We start from the raw sequence: 1,166 nt of genomic DNA on the forward strand, positions 1-1,166 counted from the left end.
ATACCGCATCTCAATGATCAGAACTCATGGGCCCACGGGCGTAATCCGATGGACATGATTTTCCAGGGGCGATCGACGAGCGTATTCCAGGCATAGCAGCAGTGATCGACGATATCGTCGTAGGATTTGAAGACGCGGTTCGAGAGCCAGTTGTCGCGCATATATTGCCAGATATTTTCGACCGGATTGAGTTCAGGGCACTTCGGTGGCAGCGGCATAATGGTGATGTTGGCGGGAATGAACAATCTTGCTGACAGATGCCATCCGGCTTGATCGACGAGGAGGACGGCGTGGGCCCCTGGCGCGACCGCCTTGGCGATTTCGGCCAGATGCAGGTTCATCGCTTCGGTGTTGCAGGCCGGGAGGATCAGAGCCGCGCCCTTTCCCTGCTTCGGACAGATGGCTCCGAAGATGTAGGTCGAGGCGGTACGCTGATCCCGCGGAGCGCTCGGGCGAGTGCCGCGCTTGGCCCACCTGCGGGTGATCTTGTTCTTCTGACCAATGCGCGCCTCATCCGCGAACCAAATCTCTATTTTTCCAACATCGACTGCCTTTTCGCGCGCGACTTCATCCAGGCGCGCTGGGAACTTTTTTTAAAATCCTCGATGGCTCCTTCGGCTTGCGCATGATGACGGGGGCGGGCTGAGAGCTTGCGGTAGCCCATCGCGCGAAGCTCCCGGCTCAGCGTCTGCTTGGCGACCGTGATGCGGAACTCCTCGTATATCCATTGCGAAAGATCGACCAGCCGCCAGCGCACGACACCGTGGATCGCCGGGATCGGGCCGCTCTCGATCATCCGCACAATCGCTTGGCGTTGCACATCATTGAGCCTCGAGGGTTGACCTGGAGGCTTGCGGTCGATCAGACCGTCCGGCCCAAGAGCATTGAACCGCATCACCCAGTCCCGAATGATCTGCAGCGTCACGCCGCCAATCTTGGCCGCCTCAGTGCGGGTCGCCCCATCGTAAATGGCCGCCAGCGCCAGAAGCCGCCGAGCCTGCGGGCCATCCTTCGATCGTTTGGCCAAACCCCTTACCAAACCGGCATTAAAATCAGCCCGAAGCGGGATAGCCATGGCGAACCTCCTTCGTTCGCCATGTTGAATCAAACAGATGCTGATTCGGATATCCCCCGACCCGAGTCACGGCTTCCGGGATTTGGTATTA

1 protein-coding gene is annotated in these 1,166 nt (G+C 59.0%); it reads right to left on the bottom strand.

Translation table 11 applies throughout. From position 1 onward, the window contains the following. Nucleotides 1–17: 17 nt before the first annotated feature. Nucleotides 18–1,075 (bottom strand): IS630 family transposase gene (locus tag Q7V20_RS05655; protein ID WP_304788084.1). Its coding sequence is split into 2 segments (ribosomal slippage): nucleotides 18–589 and nucleotides 589–1,075, totalling 1,059 coding nucleotides; the frame shifts between segments, so codons are not numbered across the junction. Nucleotides 1,076–1,166: the final 91 nt, after the last annotated feature.

The sequence above is a fragment of the Aquabacterium sp. genome, from assembly GCF_030652515.1.
Taxonomy (GTDB): Bacteria; Pseudomonadota; Gammaproteobacteria; order Burkholderiales; family Burkholderiaceae_C; genus Aquabacterium.